This window comes from Bradyrhizobium sp. LeoB3 (assembly GCF_055456055.1).
This window is the reverse complement of record NZ_JBVBEF010000032.1, coordinates 61,926-83,134: the sequence shown is the minus strand read 5'-3', so window position 1 is coordinate 83,134 and position 21,209 is coordinate 61,926. Positions and strand designations below refer to the sequence as shown.

Sequence of the window (21,209 nt, the reverse complement as noted above, 5' to 3'; positions counted from 1 at the left end):
CCGCCCCTCATCCGCCGTGAGACGCGCGGAGTTAAATCACTGATTTGCCCGACGGCGAAAGCGGAATGTTTTTCGCGGCTGGGCTGGACGAGGCAAATCAGGTTGGAATCGCTTGCATAATTTGCTTCGCCGTGCACGCGACTTTGGACCCTCATGGTGAGGAGCGCGCAGCGCGTCTCGAACCATGAGGCCCCGCTCTCGCCTGGAGCCCCTCCCTCGAGACGCCGCTAACGCGGCTCCTCGGGATGAGGGCGGGGCCGCCGTTGCAGGGAACAGCCTTTGGTAGTACTTCTTTTGCAGGGCTAGTCACGCTTGTCTCTTCCGCGAGACCGCGATGACCGCGGCGCACCGATCCTGCCTCACTTCAATGAACTGCCGCCTTCGATTTCCGCGAGAATGCGGATCACCTCCGAGGGAGATGTGAAATGAAGGAAGCCGAGCACTTCTACGCGGCGCCCGCAACCAGCAGCAAGATCCCGGACGGGGTGGTCCGTTATCTCGATGGCACCGACCTGGCGACCAAAACCCAGGCGCTGCGTCTCTCGACGGTTGGTTCGGACGGATGGCCTCACGCCGCCCTGCTCAGTGCAGGCGATATGGTGATCATGCCTTCCGGCCGCGTCCGCTTTGCGGTTTTTCCGCAATCGACCATGACGTCCAATCTTGAACGTGAAGGACGGCTCACGATCGCGCTTTCACTCGATGGCGGCATTTGCGAGATGAAGCTCCGCTGTCGCCGCCTCGCCCACTCTTCTTCCGATGTGCCGCTGGCGTTGTTCGAGGCGGAGGTCGAGTCGGTACGCCAGCATGTCGCGCCATACGCGGATGTAACAGGCGGAGTCACCTTTGCACTGCACGATCCTCAAGCCGTACTCTCGCGTTGGCAACGGCAGATTGCCGCGTTACGCGCCGCCTGAAACCAATCCGAGCAATCGGGGGCAGAAATGCGTGCCTACAAGGACCTTCGCGAATTCCTGTCCGCCCTCGAGCAAGAGCGGCAATTGCTGCGCATCCATGATCAGGTTCTTCCTGAACCGGACATTGCGGCCGCGGCCTGCGCCCTTACAGAGATCGGCGAGGACAGCCCCGCGATCTATTTCGACAACATCGCCGGCTACACCAGCGCTCGGGTCGCCATGAACATACATGGATCATGGAGCAACCATGCTCTCGCGCTTGGCATGGAAAAAGACGCCAGCATGCGCGATCAATTTTTTGAGTTCGTCCGGCGCTTCCAGCAATATCCTGGCACATTGGAGCGCGTTGAGACCGCGCCCTGGCAGGAGGTTGTCGTCGACAAGGACGTGAACCTCTACGAACTGCTGCCGCTGTTTCGTCTCAACCGCGGCGATGGCGGCTACTTCATCGACAAAGCCTGCACCATCAGCCGGGACCTGGACGACTGGAACAATGACGATGTCGAGAACGTCGGCATCTACCGCCTGCAGGTCAAAGGGTGGAATCGCCTTGGAATCCAGACTGTGCCGCAGCACGATATCGCGATCCATATGGCTCATGCGGAAGCCCGCGGCCAAGACTTGCCGGTCGCGATCGCGCTGGGAAACGAGCCTATCATCACGCTGATGGGCGCGACGCCGCTGCTTTACGATCAGCTCGAATACAAGATGGCGGCCGTGATGCAGGGCGCGCCATACCGTGTCGTCAAGACTGCAAAGGGCCTGGATGTCCCCTGGGGATCCGAATATGTGCTGGAGGGTCGCCTGCTTTGCGGACAGCGCGAGACCGAGGGGCCGTTTGGTGAATTCCCCGGCTATTATTCGGGATGCCATAAATATCCGGTGATCGAGATCGATCGCGTGTCGCACCGCAAGGATCCGGTCTACGACGCGGTCTATGTGGGGCGGCCCTGGACCGAGCTCGACTTCCTGCAAGCCATGACGACGAGCGCGCCGATCTTCCTTCAACTCAAGACGACGTTTCCCGAAGTCGTTGCCGTCAATGCACTCTATACCCACGGTCTGGTGGTCGTCGTCTCGACAAAAATCCGCTATGGCGGCTTCGCCAAATATGTGGGCTTGCGCGTGCTGACCACGACCCATGGTCTCGGATACGCAAAAGTCGTGATCGTTGTTGACGAGCAAGTCGACCCGTTCGATCTTAAGCAGGTGATGTGGGCGATCTCGGTGAAGGTAAACCCCGCGGGCGACATCGTGACCATCCCGAATCTCGCGGAGAATCTTCTGGATCCGGCCTGCAGTCCGGCCGGCGTGGTGACCAAGATGATCATCGACGCCACCACGCCGATCGCGCCTGACATTCGCGGCGACTATGGCGAGGAACTCGACAAGCCGCAGCACACCGATCAGTGGCGGACCAAGCTCATGGCTCTGGCGAAGGAGATGCGGACATGACGGCGACAACCGCCGACACTGTTCCGGCCGCATGTCCGCGATGTCGATCAGGCAAGATCGAGGTGCGCAGCAAATCTCCCGTTGCCGGGGTCTGGACCGTGTTCGGTTGTCCGACATGCCTCTATGTCTGGAGATCGACCGAGCCGGAGGAGAACGTGAACCCGGACAAATATCCCGTCGCCTTTCGGCTGCGCCCCGAGGATCTTGCCAATCTGCAGGTGGTTCCACCGATTCCACCGCGCGGGTCATCCTCGTGAGTCCGTGCAGGACATTGGCCATTGTCATTCCGGGGCGATGCGAAGCATCGAGCCCGGAATCTATTTCTCCACTTGCGCCTGCGGCCCAATGGATTCCGGGCTCGCGCTGCGCGCGCCCCGGAATGACGGACAGTGAGAGTTTCTCGGCCATCCCTCGTGACGCCGCTTCGCGATGCCCGGAAGACACCTAGGGCAGTCCGGTGGGCACGATTTTCAATGCGCCATCAATAACGGCAAGTCTGCGTGTTCCATGATGTGGCTGGTGGCGCCGCCGAAAATCATTTGCCGCAGCCTGGTCCTCGTGAAGGCTCCCTTGATCAATAGATCGCAGCCGTCGGCCTTGGCCGCGGCGAGCACCGCTTCGCCGGTGCTGCGACCGTTCAGCTCGATGCTCATGGGCTCGGCGGCAATGCCATTGTACCGCAATTGCTTGCGCACCTGATCGGCCGATGGACCCGGCACATCCTGTCCGCCGATGACAGTCAACACCGTCACGCGTCCGGCCAGGTGCAATAGCGGCATCGCCAACGCGTTGGCGCGGGCCTGCTCGGTGCTGCCATTCCAGTGGATCATGATGTTGGTCGCGATCTGTTTCGGAGCAGTCGGCGGCGACAGCACAACAGGCCGACCGCTTTCGAACAATCCCGACTCGACCGCCCGCCGATAGAGAGGGTCCGTAGCAGCACCCGGCCTGCTCATCACAATCACATCGAACACGCGGCCATGGCTGCCGACGAGGCCCTCGCCCGGCGGCACCTCGGCGAACCAGCTATACCAAGGTCGGTCCGCGGTCATTTTCGCAGCAGCAACACCGTGCTGCTGCATGAAAGTCTCGAACAGCTCGCGCTCGCCCGCCGCCTCCGCTTCGCGCCGCACCCGATAGGTTTCCATGGAATAGCTGCTGGCCAGCCCCGCCACGACAAACTCAGGCGTGCCAAACCACAGTGGAACCCCCTCGATATAGGCGCCGGTGCGCCGCGCGAGCAGCACCGCCGTTTCGAGTGTGGATGTCATGGCCGGGGTATTTTGGGTCGGTACCAAAATCGTCTTCATTGTCAGCTCCCGCCCGTTGCAGATGAACGATAGTCCAGGCAGCCAAAACGGCACTGACTTTCGATATGGTAGACCTTCGGGACGGGATCGCCAACGCCGAGTGCATTGCGAAATGGATTCTCTGAGGGTGAGGGTTTGTCGCTCATCCCTCGAGACGCCGCTTTGCGGCTCTTCAGGATGAACTGTCATTCCGGGGCGATGCGTTAGCATCGAGCTATGATGTGCAATTGCACATCAGAGAATCCATTTCACCGCGGAGTATGCCGCCTGATGGATTCCGGGTTCGCCCTTCGGGCGCCCCGGAATGACGATGGTGGTTGTGGCGACAGCGACGACGGCGGCGGGATTCAATGGAAATCGCGTGAGGGCGGCAGAATGCGGACGTTGCGGGGGTGGCGGATTCTTTGCGGGGAGTTTTCGCCGTGGTCGCGGCGGTCGTCGTTGAGGGGTTCGACCAAAGCCGGGCCGGCCGGCACGGCAGGCTTGGCGCTGAAGGCGTCGTTGGAGAGATTGATGAGGTCATAGGAGCGATCGATCATGCGCTGCGCAACCAGGTGCGTCACCTGCTCCGGGCTGCTTTGGATATAGCCTTCGACCAGGATCAGCCGCGCGCCCATCACTTCTTTCCGGTATTGCTCCATCACCTTCGGCCACACCACGATATTGGCGATGCCGGTTTCGTCCTCGAGCGTCATGAACACCACGCCATTGGCGCTGCCCGGGCGCTGCCGCACCAGTACCACGCCGGCGCAGCGGACGCGGCGCCTATCGTTCCGATGGCAGATCTCCTGGCAGGGCACGACGCGCTCTTTTGCAAACATCGCGCGCAGGAACTCCATCGGGTGGCCTTTCAGCGACAGGCGGATGGTCTGGTAGTCGGCGACCACCTGCTCCTGCCGCGGCATCTGCGGCAAGGGTTTTGCGTTCTCGTCCGGCTGCTCGCGGGCAACAGCGGCTTCGAACAGAGGCAATGGGACATCGTCGGGCAGCCGCCGCACTGTCCAGAGCGCTGCGCGGCGATCGAGCCCGATCGAGCGGAAGGCATCGGCGTCGGCCAGCAGGATCAGCGCGCGCTTGGGCAGGCCGGTGTCGCGGGCGAAATCCTCCAGCGAGGTGAAGGGACGCCGCTGCCGCGCAGCGACAATGCGGTCGGCCCAGTCGATTTCTTCACCTCTCCCATAGGGAGAGGTCGCGCCCAACGGGTCGCGCCGAAGGCGCGCCCGATGACAGGCTCCAGCGCGGGTGAGGGGCGCGGTCTCTCGTGGGACCTGAGCCGCCTCACCCGACTTGCACATGGTCATGTGCAAGTCGACTTCTCCCCGCTGGGGAGAGGTGGGAGCGTGCGGCAACATCGCAGGTTCACCATGGAATGACGCCTGGATTTGCTTCAGCTTCTCCTCATCCGGGTCTTTCCAGTTGAAGCCGTCGATCTGGCGGAAGCCTAGCCTCACGGCACAGTGTTTACCGCTGCCCTCCTCCAGCGTGTTCTGTGCGAAGCTGAAGGATACATCGATCTCGCGGACTTCGACGCCGTTCTTGCGGGCGTCGCCGACGATCTGCGCGGGAGCGTAAAAGCCCATCGGCTGCGAGTTGAGCAGCGCACAGCAGAAGGCGTCGGGATGATGATGCTTGAGCCAGGAGGAGATGTAGACGAGCTGTGCGAAGCTGGCGGCATGGCTTTCCGGGAAGCCGTAGGAGCCAAAGCCCTTGATCTGGTCGAAGCAGCTTCTGGCGAATTCGCCATCGTAGCCGCGTGCGACCATGTTGCCGATCAGCTTGTCCTCGTACTTGCCGATGGTGCCGAGATTGCGGAAGGTCGCCATCGAGCGGCGCAGGCCATTGGCCTCTTCGGAGGTGAATTTTGCGGCTTCGATGGCGATCCGCATCGCCTGCTCCTGGAACAGCGGCACGCCGAGGGTCTTGTGCAGCACCCTGTACAATTCGTCTGCAGGACCATGCTCCGGTGACGGTGATGGATAGCTCACCTTCTCCTGCTTGTTTCGCCGGCGCAAATAAGGATGCACCATGTCGCCCTGGATCGGCCCCGGGCGCACGATCGCGACCTCGATGACGAGGTCATAGAATTCCCGCGGTTTCAAGCGCGGCAGCATGTTCATCTGCGCGCGGCTTTCGACCTGGAACACGCCGAGCGATTCACCGCGGCACAGCATGTCATAGACTTTTTCGTCTTCCTGCGGGACCGTCGCAAGCTCGTATCGCTCGCCCTTGTGATCGGCGATCAGGTCAAAGCTCTTGCGGATGCAGGTCAGCATGCCCAGCGCCAGCACGTCGACCTTCATCATGTTGAGCGCGTCGACGTCGTCCTTGTCCCATTCGATGAAGGTGCGGTCTTCCATCGCGGCATTGCCGATCGGCACGTAGGTGTCGAGCCTATCCTGCGTCAGCACGTAGCCGCCGACATGCTGCGAGAGATGGCGCGGGAATTCGATCAGCTCGGTGGCAAGATCGACGGCGAGTCCGATCATCTCGTTCCTGGGGTCGAGCCCCGCCTGCCGCACCTGCATGTCGTTGAGGCCCTTGCCCCAGCTTCCCCACACAGTATCGGCGAGCGCGGCGGTGACGTCCTCGGTCAGCCCCAGCGCCTTGCCGACGTCGCGGATCGCGCTGCGCGGACGATAATGGATGACGGTTGCGATGATGGCGGCGCGGTGACGGCCATAGCGGCGATAGACATATTGCATCACCTCCTCGCGCCGCGAATGCTCGAAATCGACGTCGATGTCGGGCGGCTCCAGCCGCTCTTTCGAGATGAAGCGCTCGAACAGGAGATCGACCTTGGTCGGATCGACCGAGGTGATGCCGAGCACGTAGCACACGGCCGAGTTTGCCGCCGATCCCCGCCCCTGGCACAGAATGCCCTGGCTGCGCGCGTAACGGACAATGTCGTGCACGGTCAGGAAATAATGCGCGTATTTCAGCTCGGCGATCAGCGCGAGCTCCTTGTGCAAGGTGGCGCGAAGCGTGTCGTCGATCTTGCCGCCGAAATAATTGATGACACCGGCCCAGGTCAGGTCTTCGAGATGCTGCTGCGCGGTCTTGCCCGGCGGCACCGGCTCATCGGGATATTGGTATTTGAGCTGGTCGAGCGAGAAGGTGATGCGGTCGGCAAAGCGCATGGTCTCGACGATCGCGTCGGGAAAATCGCGGAACAGCCGCGCCATCTCCTGCGCAGGTTTCAGATGCCGCTCGGCATTGGCTTCCAGTCTTTTGCCGATCGCATCGATCGTCGTCTTCTCCCTGATACAGGTGAGCACATCCTGCAGCGGGCGGCGCGCGGGATGGTGATAGAGCACTTCGTTGGTTGCGAGCAGCGGCACGTCTGCTGTCGTCGCAAGGTGATGCAATCGTGCCAGGCGCCGCTTGTCGTCGCCACGATAGAGAAGGCTTGCGGCGAGCCATACGCCATCGGCACGGCTTGCTTTCAGGCGTTCGAGCAGATCGAGCGACTCTGTCGTCTCGAAACGATGCGGCAAGGACAGCACCAGGAGCTGGTCTTCGGCGAATTCCAGGAGATCGCTCAGCTTCAGATGGCACTCACCCTTTTCGATCCTCTTGATGTCATCGCCGCGCTTGCCGCGGGTGAGGAGCTGACACAGCCGGCCGTAAGCCGCGCGGTCGCGCGGATAGACCAGGATGTCAGGCGTGCCGTCCATGAAGACGATGCGCGAACCGATCAGGAGCTTTGGCGGATGTGTCACTTTCGAATTTTCGAGCTCCTTGTAGGCGCGCACCACACCGGCGAGCGTGTTGTGGTCGGCAAGCCCGATCACGGGAATGCGGAGAATGCTCGCCTGATGCACATAGGCGCGCGGATCCGATCCGCCGCGCAGGAAGGAGAAATTGCTTGCGATGCCGATCTCGGCATAGTCGGGCGCCGGTTCCATCATGCGAAAAGCCCATGCACGAACCAGTTGGCGGGAATGGGCTTGCCGTCTTCGTCGATCAGTTCGCTGTCGTAAAGGCCGTCGCGAAAGATCCAGAAGCGCAGGCCCTGCTCGTCCTCGACGCGGAAATAGTCGCGCGTCAGCACTTTTCCGTCCCGTTGCCACCATTCCATGGCGATGCGCTCGGGACCCTCGACCCGCACCACCTGATGCGTGGCGCGCCGCCAGGTGAAGCGATGCGGCGGTCCGTCCGGCACGGTGGCGAACGGCACCTTGATCGGCTCCGGCCTTTCGAACAGGCGCAGCGGACGCAATGGCGGTTCGCCCTCGGCGCGCGCGGGCCAGGCGGCTTGCGAGGCCGCGGCCAGATGATGCTGCGCAGGGGCGGCAAGCGCCGCGCGCTCGGGGATATGGGTGTCCTCCGGCAGGTACACGACCACGCGCTTGCCGCCGATGCGGGCGGCGATGCGGTCGATCAGCGCGGCAAGCTCGTCATTGTCATGGACATGGGCATCGAGATCGCGCTGCTGCTGCACCACGATCTCGGTACGACCAGCCGACAGGCGGATCAGGTCGAAGCCGAAGCCGGGATCGAGGGGATCGTTGAGTGCCTCTAACCGTTCGCGGAACAGGCGGTCGATCACCTCGGGCTTCGTCACCGCACGCCCGGTCTCGACGGCGAGCGTGCGCACCGCACCGTCGGTGCGGAAGAAGCCTGCTTCCAGCTTCCGCGCGCCCTTGCCCTGCTTGTCCATCGCCTGGACCAGCATCTTGGCGAGGTTCTGCAGCGTCAGCGCGATCATGGGTTCGGTCGTGACCGGCTCGGGAAACCGCTTTTCGACGATGTAGTCAGGCAATGGCTTGCGCGGGCTGATCGGCGCATCGCCCTGCCCCAGCGCATGCGCGAGCCGCGTGGTGAAGGCAGCACCGAAACGCGCCGCGATTTCATGGCGCGCGCGGGCAGCAACATCGCCGATCGTCTTCAAGCCGGCGCGGCGCAGGCCTTTGGTGATCGTCTCATCGGCGCCCAATGCCGAGATCGGCAGAGGGCTGACAGCTTCGACCTCCGCACCATCCTCGATGATCCTGCCTGACGAATGCCGCGTCAGCGTACGGGCGCAAACCGAGGTGGCTGCGATCGCGCCGCTGACGGCAAAGCCGCGCCGACTGAGAGCGCCGCAGATGATCTGCAGCATCGCGTGTTCGCCGCCGAACAGATGGGCGCAGCCGGTGATATCGAGGAAGAGACCGTAGGGCGGATCGAGCGCCACCAGAGGTGTGAAGCGGTCGCACCAGTCGGCGATGTCATTGAGCGTTTTGGCATCCGCGACCTCGTCGGCATCATAGACCGTCAGTTCCGGGCAGATCGCGCGGGCATTGGCGAGTGGCAGGCCAGTCGACAGCCCGCTTCGCGCGGCGATGTCGTCGAGAGAGTGGATGACGAGCGCGTTGTGCTCCTTGATGACGACAACGCTGGGGATTTCTTTCTTCACCTCTCCCATGGGGAGAGGTCGGATCGCATCGTTAGATGCGATCCGGGTGAGGGGTGCGGTCTCTCGCGGGACCTGAGCCCCCTCACCCGACTTGCACATAGCCATGTGCAAGTCGACCTCTCCCCGTTGGGGAGAGGTGGGAACTCGCGGCGATGCCGGTTCGATCAAGGAGACCGCGTGACTCGCGGAGGCACCCCCACCCCAGCCCTCCCCCGCTTGCGGGAGAGGGGGTGCGGCGTCCGTGTGGCGATCAGCTGGCGAGGCGCTGCTTCGCGCCAGTTGCCGCTTGATCCGATCGATGGGCAGGCGCGGCAGCCACAGGCTGAGGATACGCCGACGGTTCACTGAAAAGGCACTCATCACATTTCCATTCCATGATCCATCGCCCGACCGGGCCATGACGGTTGCGAACGAGCTGCGCATCGAACAGAGGCGCGCCCCACGCGCTCCAACTGGCGCCCGGCGGCGAATGCGCCGCGCGCACGATCCATCTGGTTTCCGCGGTGGACGGAAGCGGCGTTGCCGCCAGGCGCAGCAGCAGCGCGGGGACGCCTGATGATTGCGCTGATAGCGTCAGCTTGCGGCTCGCGACCAGATCGAGCTGCTTGGACTCGCCCCAGACTTCCATGATGACGGCGCCTAACGCGTCGCAGGCGAGCGCATCGGCCGTGGTGCGCAAGGCATTGTCGATGTCGGCGGCGCGCACGGTGACGAGGAGACGCGGATCGAGGCCAAGCTCGGACAGACCGTTCATCGACAGCGCGCCGGATTCGGTTTCGGAAAAATCTTGCCGCACCCAGACCAGCGGCTTTCGCGCGGCAAGACGGCCGGCAAGACCTGCGATGAAACCGGTGGCGGAAGCGCCCTGGTGCCCCTCGGCAAACACCTCGTGCACCGCGGCTTTCGCGAGGCCGCCCTTGAGCATCGCATCAGCGCCGGCATGACCGAGCGCGATCCGCGGCAGCGGATGCGCTTCATTGGATGTCTCAATGCGCTCGATGCGCCCACGCAGGGACGCAAGCGTGCTCAGGCGTGCGCTCGTCATGCGCCGCTCCTTAAGGAAGATATCGGGGCCGCTGCTGGCTTCCGGGAGAAACTAGAAGCTGGCCCAATTGTTCATGGTATGTTCTAATATAAAGCCAACTGCGCGGGAGGAGTCAATCGGATTGGTAACGGGATAAATTCATGAATGAAATCAACTGGATTCATGAGAGCCGTCATGGCCGGGCTTGTCCCGGCCACCCACGTTCTTTCCTTGGTGAGGAAGGCGTGGATGCCCGGGTCAAGCCCGGGCATGACGAGAGGAGAGACAGGAGGGAGAGTAAGTGCCATGCACCACATCATCCTGGGCAGCGAGACTGATTTCGACGGCTGGCGAAAGGCAGCACGGACGCTGGTGCTGAACGAGGTGCCGCCTGACGATGTGACGTGGACGGTGCGCAACAACGAAGTCGAACCGTTCGATGCGCCGGACCGCGAAGCGCCGCTCGAGCCGCCGCATGGCACGTTCAGCGTGCCGGCCAAATTCGTCGAGCTGGCGAAAACCGCGATCCTGCATCGCGATGCCGAGCGCTTTGCCCTGCTCTATCGCCTGTTGTGGCGCCTGCGCCGCGACCATGACCTGCTCGACGTCGCCGACGACCCTGATGTCGCGCGCATCCATGCGATGGCGAAGGCCGTGCATCACGAGGCACAGCGGATGCGGACATCGATCCGCTTCCGCGAGATCGGGCGCGAGCACAAATCGCATTTCGTCGCCTGGTTCGAGCCGCAGCATCATGTCGTGGAACTGGCGGCGCCATTCTTCGCGAGCCGCTTCGCCGACATGCCCTGGTCGATCCTCACACCAGATGTCTGCGCGCATTGGGATGGACATGCGGTGTCGATCACCCCTGGTATCGGCGAGGCCGGGATGCCTGCAGGCAATCGGCTGGAGGAAATCTGGCAGCGTCATTACGCTACGATCTTCAACCCGGCCCGGCTGGCAGCGAAGCAATCGAGGAACCTGCCGGAGGCTTCGACGATTAAGCCCACAAGCGAAATCGCCACGCCACCGGAACCCGCCATGATCCGCCACGCCGACCGACTGAGTGCGCTGCGGAAGGAAGCCGCCGATTGCCGCGCCTGCCATCTCTATGAGCATGCGACCCAGACCGTGTTCGGCGAAGGCCCGCAAAGCGCGCAGGTGATGCTGGTCGGCGAGCAGCCGGGCGACAAGGAAGATCTCGCCGGAAAACCGTTCGTCGGTCCCGCCGGCCTGATGCTCGACCGCGCGCTTGACGAAGCCGGTATCGACCGCAAAAAGGTCTACGTCACCAATGCGGTGAAACATTTCAAATTTGTGCCGCGCGGCAAGATCCGCCTGCACCAGAAGCCGAATACGCCGGAGATCAAGGCCTGCCGCCAATGGTATGAGCGGGAACTCGCATCGATCAAACCGGACCTGGTAGTGGCGATGGGCGCGACCGCTGCGCAATGCGTGTTCAACAAGCTCACGCCGATCAACAAGAACCGCGGCCGCCTGATCGATCTTGACGACGACGTCAAGGCGCTGGTGACGGTGCATCCCTCCTATCTGCTGCGGCTGCCCGATGAGGATGCGAAAGCGCGGGAATATCAACGCTTTGTCGAGGATCTGAAGATCGCCGCGGAACTGTTGAGGAAACGCGCGCGGGCTGCGGCATAAGCATGGCCCCATGCATAGCACTGCAAATATCAAGCCGTTGATAAGACTGATATCTATTTACAACCTTACATTGATGGACAATACTCCCCTATTACAGGGGGAGTTTGGGGCGTCTTGTTCACGCCAATGACGTTCCCATGCGGTCGACGCGCTGCCACGGCGCCACAGCCCCGGCGTCAGGCAGCGCGCGACCGCTCCTCTCCATCACACATCCATCACACACTTTCGCTGCGAGCATGGCTCGTCATGTGAATGGTCAACATTCATGTCGCGAGCGCGCGTGACAGACGATCATCGATGCAACACCCAAGCACCGTTGCGACACGCGTTTCATTCAAGCAAACTACGGCTGTCATCTAACCTTCAAGTCAATGGTCAAGACTAAGGGCCTCCTTCCGTATTTCGACGGGGCGTCAGAATGACCGATTTTGCACTCAATACTTCAGTACGCGACGAAAGACCGATTCAGCCGGCTTCAAGGCCAAATCTCGATAAAGGCTTCAATCCGCTGACGATGATCCTCTTCTTCGGCATCCTCGCGGCGGGGTTGCTGTTCGTCGCCTACAGCATCTATTCCGACGTCGATGCCACCGGCACCCGCGTCACCACGTTCTTGCCCTACATCCTGCTGTTCGTTGCGCTCTTGATTGCGCTCGGCTTTGAATTCGTCAACGGCTTCCACGACACCGCCAACGCGGTCGCGACCGTGATCTACACGCATTCGCTGCCGGCCGAAGTCGCGGTGATGTGGTCGGGCTTCTTCAACTTCCTCGGCGTGCTGCTCTCGTCTGGCGCGGTCGCCTTCGGCATCATCTCGCTGTTGCCGGTCGAGCTGATCCTGCAAGTCGGCTCCAGCGCCGGCTTTGCCATGGTGTTCGCGCTGTTGATCGCCGCGATCCTGTGGAATCTCGGCACCTGGTATTTCGGCCTGCCAGCCTCGTCTTCGCACACGCTGATCGGCTCGATCATCGGCGTCGGCATTGCCAACGCGCTGATGCGCGGCCGCGATGGCACTTCCGGCGTCGACTGGAGCAAGGCCACCGAGATCGGCTACGCGCTCTTGCTGTCGCCGCTGGTCGGCTTCATCTGCGCCGCGATCCTCCTGCTCGTGCTCAAGATGCTGGTGCGCAACCCTGCGCTCTATGCCGCGCCCGAAGGCAACAAGGCGCCGCCGCTCTGGATCCGTGGCCTGCTGATTCTGACCTGCACCGGCGTCAGCTTCGCGCACGGCTCCAACGATGGGCAGAAGGGCATGGGCCTGATCATGCTGATCCTGATCGGCACCGTGCCGACGGCCTATGCGCTGAACCGCGCGCTGCCGGACTCCATGGTCGCCCAGTTCCAGAAGAACTCGGAAGCCGCCTCCAAGGTGATCGCCGCGAAGGGCGCCGGTCACAGCATTATCGGCGATCCCCGTCCGGCCGTGACGCAGTACATCTCGCTTCACCACCTCACCGAGGGCACGTTCCCCTCGCTCGCGGTGCTGGTGAAAGATGTCAGCGAACAGGTGGCGAGGTACGGCTCGCTGACCAGGGTGCCCGCCGAAGCCGTCGGCAACACCCGCAACGACATGTACCTGATTTCGGAAGCGATCCGCTTCCTGATGAAGGACAAAGAAAGCGATCTCAGCAAGGAAGACATCGCGACGCTGAACGCCTACAAGGCCTCGCTCGACAGCGCGACCAAATTCATCCCGACCTGGGTGAAGATCGCCGTCGCGATCGCGCTCGGCCTCGGCACCATGATCGGCTGGAAGCGGATCGTGATCACGGTCGGCGAGAAGATCGGCAAGACCCACCTGACCTACGCGCAGGGCGCCTCCGCCGAGCTCGTCGCCGCCGGCACGATCTTCGCGGCCGATACGTTCGGCCTGCCGGTCTCCACCACGCACGTGCTGTCGTCCGGCGTCGCCGGCGCCATGGCCGCCAACGGTTCGGGCCTGCAGGTCGCGACCATCCGCAACATGGTGATGGCCTGGGTGCTGACGCTGCCCGCCGCGATCATGCTGTCGGCTTCGCTCTACGTGCTGTTCGCGAACGTGTTCTGAGCAGCGACGTCAAGAGTGAGAATGGCTCGCACATGCGGGCCTTTCTGTTTTGCGTGAAGACAGCGACATACACTCCGTCATTGCGAGGAGCAAAGCGACGAAGCAATCCATCTCTCCACAAGCGGACGCATGGATTGCTTCGCTGCGCTCGCAATGACGGAAGGAGACAGTTGCGTAGGGTGGGCAAAGCGAAGCGTGCCCACCATCCACGGGTGGTGCAAGAAAGGTGGGCACGCTTCGCTTTGCCCACCCTACGGCCTGGCCTTCGCCAGACGACGGAAATCACGCCACGAGCGTGTTCTCCACCAGCTTGATCCAGTAGGACGTGCCGTAGACGATCGCCTCGTCGTTGAAATTGTAGGCGGGGTGATGCAGGCCGGCGCTGTCGCCATTGCCGCAGAAGATGAAGGCGCCGGGGCGCGCTTCCAGCATGTAGGCGAAATCCTCCGCGCCCATCATCGGCGGCATTTCGTGGACGTTGTTCTCGCCAGCGATTTCCTTGGCGATCTTGGTCGCGAACTCGGTCTGCGAGCGATGGTTGACGGTGACGGGATAGCCGCGCTCGTAGGTGAGGTCGATCCTGGCGCCGGTCATCTGCGCAACGCCGGCGACCACCTCATGGACGCGATTCTCGACCAGCGCCCGCACCTCCGGCGTCAGCGTGCGCACCGTGCCACGCAGCTCCGCGGTCTGCGGGATCACGTTCCGGGCATTGCCGGCGTGGAATTCGCAGATCGAGATCACGGCCGAATCCAAGGGATCGACGGTGCGCGAGACGATCGACTGCAGCGCCGTGATCAATTGCGAGCCGACCAGCACGCTGTCGATGCATTTGTGCGGCCGCGCGGCATGCCCGCCATGGCCTTCGATCCTGAAGTCGATCGCGTCCGTTGCCGCCATGATCGGGCCGGTCCGGATGGCGAACGAGCCGACGGGGATGCCGGGGCCATTGTGCATGCCATAGACCTGCTCGATGCCGAACCGCTCCATCAGCCCGTCCTTGATCATCGCGGCAGCGCCCGCGCCGCCCTCCTCGGCCGGCTGGAAGATCACAACCGCGTTGCCGGCGAAATTGCGGGTCTCGGCGAGGTAGCGGGCGGCCCCTAACAGCATCGCGGTGTGCCCGTCATGGCCGCAGGCGTGCATCTTACCCGGCGTCCTGGAGGCATAGGGCAGATTGGTCTCCTCCTCGATCGGCAGCGCATCCATGTCGGCGCGCAGCCCGATCACCCTGATGTCGCCACTGCCGGCTGGTTTCTTGCCCTTGATGACGCCGACCACGCCGGTGCGGCCGAGCCCCGTCGCGACCTCATCGCAGCCGAATTCCCGCAGCCGCTCGGCGACGAATGCTGCAGTGCGGTGGGTATCGTACATCAGCTCGGGATGTTCATGGATATCCCGCCGCCAGGCCTGGATGGCGGGCTGCAGGTCGGCGACGCGGTTGACGATGGGCATGGCACTTCTCAAGTTCTGTGATTCAAACGTGTGTGATGTTTAGCATGCAAGCGGCGGTCCACCCAACAGGCGCAGCGCCCGGGTCATGCCTAATCGTCATGGCCGGGCTTGTCCCGCCTGCCGACGTCTGACTATTTGGACAGCAGAGAATGCGTGGATGCCTGGAACATTTTCGGGCAACGCGGTTGCGGACGGGTGGAAAGCAAGAGAATGCCTGGAAAGCTCGAGGGTGATTTCGACTATATCGTCGTGGGCGCCGGCACCGCCGGCTGCATCATGGCGAACCGGCTTTCGGCCGATCCGGCAAAGCGCGTGCTGGTGCTGGAAGCCGGCGGCGACGACAACTGGATCTGGTTTCACATCCCGGTCGGCTATCTCTTCGCGATCGGCAATCCGCGTTCCGACTGGATGTTCAAGACCGAGGCGGAGCCCGGCCTCAACGGCCGCGCGCTCGCCTATCCCCGCGGCAAAGTGATCGGCGGCTGCTCGGCGATCAACGCCATGATCTCGATGCGCGGACAGGCCGCCGATTACGATCACTGGCGCCAGCTCGGTCTCACCGGCTGGGGCTACGACGACGTGCGGCCGGTGTTCCGCGCGATCGAGGATCATTTCCTCGGACCGAGCGAGGACCACGGCACGGGCGGCGGCTGGCGCATCGAGGCGCCGCGGCTGTCCTGGAAAGTGCTGGACGCCGTCGGCGACGCCGCGGAAGAAATGGGCATCAAGCGCATTCCGGATTTCAACACCGGCGACAACGAAGGCGTGAGCTATTTCCACGTCAACCAGAAGCGCGGCCGCCGCTGGTCTTCCGCGCGCGGCTTCTTAAAGCCCGCATTGCACCGGCCGAATCTGCGGCTGGAAAAGAACGTGCTGGTCGATCGCCTGATCGTCGAGAATGGCCGCGCCGTGGGCGTGCGCTTCATCCGCGACAATGAGACCATTGAGGCCCGGACCAAGGGCGAAGTGATCCTGACCGCCGGCGCGATCGGATCGGTGCAGGTGCTGCAGCGCTCCGGCGTCGGACCCGCCGACTGGCTTGCACCGCTCGGGGTTGATGTCGTGCTCGACAGGCAGGGCGTCGGGCGCAACCTGCAGGATCATTTGCAGCAGCGCGCGATCTACAAGGTCACTGGCGTGCGTACGCTGAACGAGACCTATTACTCGCTGTTCCGCCGCGGCCTGATGGGCCTTGACTACGCGCTGCGCCGCCGCGGTCCGCTGACCATGGCGCCGTCCCAGCTCGGCATCTTCACCCGTTCCGATCCGCGCCGCGAGCGCGCCAACATCCAGTTCCACGTGCAGCCGTTGTCGCTCGACAAGTTCGGCGATCCCCTGCACCGCTTCCCCGCGATCACCGTGAGCGCCTGCAACCTGCAGCCGACGTCGCGCGGCACCGTGCGCATCCGCTCGGCCCAGCCTGACGAGAAACCGTCGATCGCACCGAATTATCTTTCGACCGACGAGGACCGCCAGGTCGCAGCCGACGCGATCCGCACCACGCGGCGCCTGATGAAGCAGAAAGCGCTTGCGCAATATCGGCCGGAGGAATTCCTGCCCGGCCCCTCTGTGGGCGATGACGATGCATCGCTGGCAAAAGCCGCCGGCGATATCGGCACCACGATCTTCCACCCCGTCGGCACCGCGAAGATGGGCACGGCCAGCGACCCGATGGCCGTGGTCGATGAACGCCTGCGCTTCTACGGCATTGCGGGCCTTCGCGTCGCCGACGCTTCCGTGATGCCGACGATCACGTCAGGCAATACCAATACGCCGACCGCGATGATCGCGGAGAAGGCCGCTGCGATGATTTTGGAGGACGCGCGGTAACCCATCTCGTTCTGTGCGCCGAATTCGCCTTTGGCAGCAGCCATTGACCAAATCCTATAGGTATATTACTATATAAGAGCGAATGATGCGTTGCGCGAGATTAAGCCTGCCATTTTCGTGGGCTCGAGCCAGAAGGACTTGCGGGCCTTTCCTTCAGCCGTCCGAAGCGAGATCGGTCAATCGCTTTTCGAAGCGCAACTGGGCGAGCATCCGCGCAACGCCAAGCCCTTGAAGGGCCTGGGCGGCGTACTAGAGATTCGAGACAATTTTGACGGCGACACTTACCGAGCCGTCTACACGGTCCGGTTCGAAGGCGTCCTGTACGTCCTACATGCGTTCCAAAAGAAATCCACAAGTGGGATCGCCACACCGCAACGACATATGGATTTGATCCGGCAGCGCCTACGCGACGCGGAGGCTATCCACAAGGCAACCAAGGGAGACTAGCGATGAGCGCCAAGAAAAAAGTGCCCGCCCATACCAAGGGGTCCGGCAACATTTTCGCTGATCTCGGCCTGCCCAATGCCGAGGAGCATCAGTTAAAGGCCGCACTGGTCGTTCAGCTCAAGCGGCTGATGGCCGAACGGGAGTTGACTCAAACCGAGTCCGCCAAGCTGGTCGAAATGAAGCAACCGGACTTGTCGAAACTCCTGCGGGGTCACCTCAAGCTTGCGTCCGTGGAAAAGCTGATGCGGATGCTCACGGCGTTCGACCAAGACGTGGAAATCAGATTGAAGCCGCACCGTAAGCGCGGCGAGGCAGGCCGTATCACGCTTATTCCTGCGGCGTAGAATGCATGATCTATCAGCACCGCTTTTTGATCGGGTCTGCAGATACGTGCATTGCGCTGGTGCAATGGGCCGAGGAAGGCTCGCGTCGGCCGCCCGCGCTTCTGCTGCACGGCACTGGTTTCGTGGCCAATGTCTGGGATAACGTCGCGCGCAATCTTGCATCCGACTACACCGTGTATGCGCTCGATCGCCGCGGCCACGGCGACAGCCACAAGCCTGCGGCGAATTGCTATCACTTTCAGGATTATGCGCAGGACGTGTGCAGCGTCGTCGAAGAGCTCGGCCTGCACGACATCTATGGGATCGGCCACAGCGCAGGCGCCACCGACCTGCTGCTTGCTGCAAAGCTGCTGCCGGGACGCTTCGCACGCCTGTTCGTGATGGAGCCGACCGTCATGGATCCGCGCGCGGCGCGGGATGGCGTGACAGTATTGAGCGAACAGGCGACCTCCTCCGTGCAAGGCGTCCTACGCCGTCAGGCCGAGTTCGACAGTCTTGACGCGGTGTTCACACGCTATCGCGCCGCGCCGGCATTTGCGGATTGGTCCGAGACTTCGCTCTGGGCCTATATCAGACACGGCTTTGCGCCGGTGGAGGACGGACGGGTACGGCTCCGCTGCACGCCCGAAATCGAGTCGGCGATCCTGCGCCCGATCTTCGAGGCGATGGAGCAGGTCTACGCCGGAGACGCGCGAGGCAATCCTTTCGGATGGCTCACCGAAATCGACTGCCCCGTGCGCGTGGCCACGGCCGAAAACTCCTGGCCGATCTACAAGGAGATGGCATCGCGGGCTGTCTCGCTCATTCCTGATGTCAGCGCGTGGAGTTTCGAGGGGACCGGCCATTGCGTGGCGCAGGAAGCACCGCCAATGCTGTTGCAGGCGCTGCGGGAATTCGCGCGATCAGAACAGTGAAGCCCGCTCCCTGCAGCGCCGCGGGTGCGCGGACTCAGCGTTCGCGGCCAGGCTGGCTTGCTTTCGGTGGCACGATGATGGCGCCAGCGCTGGGGTGATGATCGTCCGCGAGCAGTGCCTGCCGGGGGCCATCACCTCGCATTCGTCCATCAAATAGGAACGGCCGCGTTTCATTCGCGCCGGCGACGGCCGGGGTGTGCGACTGTCCAGACTTGGTATCTTGCGCGTTGGCCACGGTCGCGGCCAGTGCCACCACAAACGCGATTGCTAGTCTCGACATGACGGGCTTCTCCTCGAGCGCGCGGGACGAACGCGCGGCGACACGACTTAGTTTCGGTCACCATCGGGGGAGGAACGGGGCGCCAGGATGGCCGCCGCCTGAACGGGCCGCCGACGCCAGCTCGTGTGCAAACCATCAAAACGCCGAACGCATCACGTAACAATTGAAGTTTCGAAATGTGCGAGAAGGCGTTATATCGTCGCCCAGCCGAGCGCGCTGCGCCGCCACCGACGATCAACACGCGCTCGCGCGTCATCTGATGACGCAGACCGGGATTTCGATCGAGCCATGAAACGCGTCACCCTGGAGAGCGCGCATGAAGAATGACGCGTCAGCAGTTGTCTCGCCGGTTTCCGAGATCGTGCGCCACTTCAGCGATCCCGCTGCAGTCGCGCGCTACGCCGAGGATACGCCGCGCAAGGTGCCCGGCTTCGCCGACCTTCAGCGCATGGCGGCGCTGCTGCTCGCCGAACGCGCGCCGGAAGCGGCTGATATCCTCGTCCTCGGCGCCGGCGGCGGTCTGGAGCTGAAGGCGTTCGCCGAGGCAAGGCCGCGCTGGGGCTTCACGGGGATAGATCCCTCGGCGGCGATGCTCGATCTCGCGCGTGACGTGCTGGGGCCGCTCGCCGCGAGGGTCCGGTTGATGCAAGGTTTGATCGAAGACGCACCTGCCGGACCCTTCGATGGCGCGACCTGCCTGTTGACACTGCATTTCCTTTCGAAGCGGGAGCGCCTGCGCACGCTGCGCGAGATGCGGCGACGGCTCAAGCCGGGCGCGGCGCTCGTCGTGGCGCATCACAGCCGGCCGCGGGGCGGCGCGCTCGAACGCTGGCTGACGCGGTCCGTCATGTTCGCGAACGGCACCGGAGCCGATCCCGCGCAGGTGTCGGCCTCCGCCGCTTCCATGGCGCAGCGGCTGCCCATTCTGTCCGTCGAAGAGGACGAAGCGCTTCTCGAGGAAGCGGGCTTTTCCGACGTCGCCCTGTTCTACGCCGGATTCACGTTCCGAGGCTGGGTCGCAGCCGCCTGACGGGACACACCTTGCACGGCGCTGCTGCTCACGAAATCGTCATCACCTCGCGCCAATAGACCGCCGCTGCCGGGAATAACCCCTCCCCTCGCCCAATCACATCTCCGCAGACCCAATCACGGGCGCATGGAGAACTGCGATGAGCGAGTTCGATCACGACCACAGGGACGAAGAGCGCGGCGTGAGCCGCCGCAGGGTGCTGGAGTGCATGACCTGGGCGGGCACCGGCGTGCTCTGGACAGTGGCGGGCGGCGTGCCGCGCTCGCTCGGCATGGTCGGCTCGGCGCAAGCCGCCGAGGCTTCCGGCATGACCTTCCTGCAGATCAGCGACAGCCATGTCGGCTTCGACAAGGCCGCCAATCCGAACGCGCTTGGCACGCTGGAAGAAGCGATCGGCAAGATCAACGCCATGCCGGCGAAGCCCTCCTTCATGATCCACACCGGCGACATCACACATCTGTCGAAGGCCGCCGAGTTCGACAATGCCGAGCGCGTCATCTCGCAGGCCAAGCTCGACGTGCATTACGTGCCGGGCGAGCACGACCTGATCGACGAGGAGGTCAAGCTCTACAAGGAGCGCTACGGCCGCGGCACCAGAGGCGCCGGCTGGTATTCGTTCGACGCCGGCGGCGTGCACTTCGTCGGCCTCGTCAACGTCGTCGACCTCAAGGCCGGAGGCCTGGGCAATCTCGGCGCCGAGCAGCTCGAATGGCTCGAGGACGATCTGAAGGGCCGCTCGAAATCGACCCCTATCGTGCTGTTCGCCCACATCCCGCTGTGGACCGTCTATCCGACCTGGGGCTGGGGCACCGAGGACGGCGCACGCGCGCTGGAATATGTGAAGGGTTTCGGCTCGGTGACCGTGCTGAACGGGCACATCCACCAGGTGATGCAGAAGGTCGAAGGCAACGTCACCTTCCACACCGCGCGCTCGACCGCCTTCCCGCAGCCGGCGCCGGGCACTGCGCCCTCGCCGGGTCCGATGAAGGTCGAGGATGCCAAGCTGCGCAGCGTGCTCGGCATCGCCAGCGTCAACTTCAAGCAGGGGCAGGAGCGCCTCGCCATCATCGACACGCCGCTGCAGGGCTGAAGAGGA

The 21,209-nt window shown here is 63.2% G+C and carries 17 protein-coding genes; 11 read left to right on the top strand and 6 right to left on the bottom strand.

The window, feature by feature from the left end:
* Positions 1–425 precede the first annotated feature (425 nt).
* From ACZXDY_RS21375 to ACZXDY_RS21365, 3 genes are read left to right on the top strand one after another with little or no spacing between them, the layout of a single operon-like run.
* The gene (locus ACZXDY_RS21375; RefSeq protein ID WP_464346843.1) at positions 426–917 is read left to right on the top strand and encodes a hypothetical protein; all 492 of its coding nucleotides are present in this window, start codon (positions 426–428) and stop codon (positions 915–917) included.
* 27 nt (positions 918–944) lie between these two features.
* On the top strand, positions 945–2,372 hold the full coding sequence (locus ACZXDY_RS21370; RefSeq protein ID WP_464346842.1) for a non-oxidative hydroxyarylic acid decarboxylases subunit C: 1,428 nt from the start codon (positions 945–947) through the stop codon (positions 2,370–2,372).
* Positions 2,369–2,629, top strand: a complete 261-nt coding sequence (locus ACZXDY_RS21365; RefSeq protein WP_464346841.1) for a non-oxidative hydroxyarylic acid decarboxylases subunit D — start codon at positions 2,369–2,371, stop codon at positions 2,627–2,629. Before ACZXDY_RS21370 ends, ACZXDY_RS21365 begins: the two co-directional genes overlap by 4 nt.
* A 213-nt stretch (positions 2,630–2,842) precedes the next feature.
* Here ACZXDY_RS21365 and ACZXDY_RS21360 read toward each other — a convergent pair whose 3' ends face one another.
* The 4 genes from ACZXDY_RS21360 to ACZXDY_RS21345 all read right to left on the bottom strand — a co-directional run bounded on the left by ACZXDY_RS21360 (position 2,843) and on the right by ACZXDY_RS21345 (position 10,125).
* Positions 2,843–3,682: a universal stress protein gene (locus ACZXDY_RS21360; protein WP_208820061.1), complete on the bottom strand. Its 840-nt coding sequence runs from the start codon at positions 3,680–3,682 to the stop codon at positions 2,843–2,845.
* A 347-nt stretch (positions 3,683–4,029) separates the two neighbouring features.
* On the bottom strand, positions 4,030–7,590 hold the full coding sequence (locus ACZXDY_RS21355; protein WP_464346840.1) for an error-prone DNA polymerase: 3,561 nt from the start codon (positions 7,588–7,590) through the stop codon (positions 4,030–4,032).
* Positions 7,587–9,089, bottom strand: a complete 1,503-nt coding sequence (locus ACZXDY_RS21350) for a Y-family DNA polymerase (RefSeq protein WP_464346839.1) — start codon at positions 9,087–9,089, stop codon at positions 7,587–7,589. Before ACZXDY_RS21350 ends, ACZXDY_RS21355 begins: the two co-directional genes overlap by 4 nt.
* A gap of 241 nt (positions 9,090–9,330) precedes the next feature.
* Positions 9,331–10,125 carry an ImuA family protein gene (locus ACZXDY_RS21345; RefSeq protein WP_456643005.1) on the bottom strand — a complete coding sequence of 265 codons (795 nt, stop codon included), beginning with the start codon at positions 10,123–10,125 and terminating at the stop codon, positions 9,331–9,333.
* 285 nt (positions 10,126–10,410) lie between these two features.
* On the opposite strand from ACZXDY_RS21345, the gene ACZXDY_RS21340 reads away from it, so the two are divergent.
* Complete coding sequence (locus tag ACZXDY_RS21340; RefSeq protein ID WP_464346838.1) at positions 10,411–11,766, top strand: UdgX family uracil-DNA binding protein; 1,356 nt, start codon at positions 10,411–10,413, stop codon at positions 11,764–11,766.
* A 418-nt stretch (positions 11,767–12,184) separates the two neighbouring features.
* The gene (locus tag ACZXDY_RS21335; protein WP_464346837.1) at positions 12,185–13,813 is read left to right on the top strand and encodes an inorganic phosphate transporter; all 1,629 of its coding nucleotides are present in this window, start codon (positions 12,185–12,187) and stop codon (positions 13,811–13,813) included.
* Between the two features lie 282 nt (positions 13,814–14,095).
* On the opposite strand, the gene ACZXDY_RS21330 is transcribed toward ACZXDY_RS21335, so the two are convergent.
* Positions 14,096–15,268: a M20 aminoacylase family protein gene (locus ACZXDY_RS21330; RefSeq protein WP_464346836.1), complete on the bottom strand. Its 1,173-nt coding sequence runs from the start codon at positions 15,266–15,268 to the stop codon at positions 14,096–14,098.
* A gap of 210 nt (positions 15,269–15,478) precedes the next feature.
* Between ACZXDY_RS21330 and ACZXDY_RS21325 the strand changes: the two genes are divergently transcribed.
* The 4 genes from ACZXDY_RS21325 to ACZXDY_RS21310 all read left to right on the top strand — a co-directional run bounded on the left by ACZXDY_RS21325 (position 15,479) and on the right by ACZXDY_RS21310 (position 18,803).
* Positions 15,479–17,098 (top strand): GMC family oxidoreductase, encoded by a 1,620-nt coding sequence (locus ACZXDY_RS21325; protein WP_464346835.1) that lies wholly within the window; start codon positions 15,479–15,481, stop codon positions 17,096–17,098.
* Positions 17,099–17,188: 90 nt separating this feature from the next.
* Complete coding sequence (locus tag ACZXDY_RS21320; protein WP_464346834.1) at positions 17,189–17,545, top strand: type II toxin-antitoxin system RelE/ParE family toxin; 357 nt, start codon at positions 17,189–17,191, stop codon at positions 17,543–17,545.
* A gap of 2 nt (positions 17,546–17,547) precedes the next feature.
* Entirely contained in the window at positions 17,548–17,889 is a 342-nt protein-coding gene (locus tag ACZXDY_RS21315; RefSeq protein ID WP_464346833.1) for a helix-turn-helix domain-containing protein, read from the top strand.
* A 5-nt stretch (positions 17,890–17,894) separates the two neighbouring features.
* On the top strand, positions 17,895–18,803 hold the full coding sequence (locus tag ACZXDY_RS21310) for an alpha/beta fold hydrolase (RefSeq protein ID WP_464346832.1): 909 nt from the start codon (positions 17,895–17,897) through the stop codon (positions 18,801–18,803).
* A gap of 34 nt (positions 18,804–18,837) precedes the next feature.
* Here the strand turns inward: ACZXDY_RS21310 and ACZXDY_RS21305 are convergent, their stop codons facing one another.
* The gene (locus tag ACZXDY_RS21305; protein ID WP_464346831.1) at positions 18,838–19,083 is read right to left on the bottom strand and encodes a hypothetical protein; all 246 of its coding nucleotides are present in this window, start codon (positions 19,081–19,083) and stop codon (positions 18,838–18,840) included.
* A gap of 316 nt (positions 19,084–19,399) precedes the next feature.
* Here ACZXDY_RS21305 and ACZXDY_RS21300 point away from each other — a divergent pair, with 316 nt between their 5' ends.
* Together ACZXDY_RS21300 and ACZXDY_RS21295 are read left to right on the top strand one after the other, a co-directional pair.
* A complete protein-coding gene (locus ACZXDY_RS21300; RefSeq protein WP_051397083.1) occupies positions 19,400–20,113 on the top strand; it encodes a class I SAM-dependent methyltransferase in 714 nt (237 codons plus the stop codon).
* Positions 20,114–20,252: 139 nt separating this feature from the next.
* Complete coding sequence (locus tag ACZXDY_RS21295) at positions 20,253–21,203, top strand: metallophosphoesterase family protein (protein WP_028167161.1); 951 nt, start codon at positions 20,253–20,255, stop codon at positions 21,201–21,203.
* Positions 21,204–21,209 lie beyond the last annotated feature (6 nt).

Coding starts and splice junctions, on each gene's coding strand:
- ACZXDY_RS21375 (WP_464346843.1), top strand. CDS start 426: ATGAAGGAAGCCGAGCACTTCTACGCGGCGCCCGCAACCAGCAGCAAG.
- ACZXDY_RS21370 (WP_464346842.1), top strand. CDS start 945: ATGCGTGCCTACAAGGACCTTCGCGAATTCCTGTCCGCCCTCGAGCAA.
- ACZXDY_RS21365 (WP_464346841.1), top strand. CDS start 2,369: ATGACGGCGACAACCGCCGACACTGTTCCGGCCGCATGTCCGCGATGT.
- ACZXDY_RS21360 (WP_208820061.1), bottom strand. CDS start 3,682: ATGAAGACGATTTTGGTACCGACCCAAAATACCCCGGCCATGACATCC.
- ACZXDY_RS21355 (WP_464346840.1), bottom strand. CDS start 7,590: ATGATGGAACCGGCGCCCGACTATGCCGAGATCGGCATCGCAAGCAAT.
- ACZXDY_RS21350 (WP_464346839.1), bottom strand. CDS start 9,089: ATGGGAGAGGTGAAGAAAGAAATCCCCAGCGTTGTCGTCATCAAGGAG.
- ACZXDY_RS21345 (WP_456643005.1), bottom strand. CDS start 10,125: ATGACGAGCGCACGCCTGAGCACGCTTGCGTCCCTGCGTGGGCGCATC.
- ACZXDY_RS21340 (WP_464346838.1), top strand. CDS start 10,411: ATGCACCACATCATCCTGGGCAGCGAGACTGATTTCGACGGCTGGCGA.
- ACZXDY_RS21335 (WP_464346837.1), top strand. CDS start 12,185: ATGACCGATTTTGCACTCAATACTTCAGTACGCGACGAAAGACCGATT.
- ACZXDY_RS21330 (WP_464346836.1), bottom strand. CDS start 15,268: ATGCCCATCGTCAACCGCGTCGCCGACCTGCAGCCCGCCATCCAGGCC.
- ACZXDY_RS21325 (WP_464346835.1), top strand. CDS start 15,479: ATGCCTGGAAAGCTCGAGGGTGATTTCGACTATATCGTCGTGGGCGCC.
- ACZXDY_RS21315 (WP_464346833.1), top strand. CDS start 17,548: ATGAGCGCCAAGAAAAAAGTGCCCGCCCATACCAAGGGGTCCGGCAAC.
- ACZXDY_RS21310 (WP_464346832.1), top strand. CDS start 17,895: ATGATCTATCAGCACCGCTTTTTGATCGGGTCTGCAGATACGTGCATT.
- ACZXDY_RS21305 (WP_464346831.1), bottom strand. CDS start 19,083: ATGTCGAGACTAGCAATCGCGTTTGTGGTGGCACTGGCCGCGACCGTG.
- ACZXDY_RS21300 (WP_051397083.1), top strand. CDS start 19,400: ATGAAGAATGACGCGTCAGCAGTTGTCTCGCCGGTTTCCGAGATCGTG.
- ACZXDY_RS21295 (WP_028167161.1), top strand. CDS start 20,253: ATGAGCGAGTTCGATCACGACCACAGGGACGAAGAGCGCGGCGTGAGC.